Genomic DNA, 255 nt, shown 5'->3' on the forward strand with positions numbered 1-255 from the left:
AGGCGAAAAGAACCCCGGGAGGGGAGTGAAATAGATCCTGAAACCGTGTGCATACAAACAGTAGGAGCCTCGTAAGGGGTGACTGCGTACCTTTTGTATAATGGGTCAGCGACTTACATTCAGTGGCAAGGTTAACCGAATAGGGGAGCCGTAGAGAAATCGAGTCCGAACAGGGCGCCAGTCGCTGGGTGTAGACCCGAAACCAAGTGATCTATCCATGGCCAGGTTGAAGGTGCGGTAACACGCACTGGAGGA

Annotated in this window: 1 rRNA gene; it reads left to right on the forward strand. The window is 52.9% G+C overall.

The annotated features are described in order from the left end of the window. Window positions 1–255 (forward strand): 23S ribosomal RNA (locus GTP41_RS26930); the annotation flags it as partial.

Source organism: Pseudoduganella guangdongensis (assembly GCF_009857475.1).
GTDB lineage: Bacteria > Pseudomonadota > Gammaproteobacteria > Burkholderiales > Burkholderiaceae_D > Rugamonas > Rugamonas guangdongensis.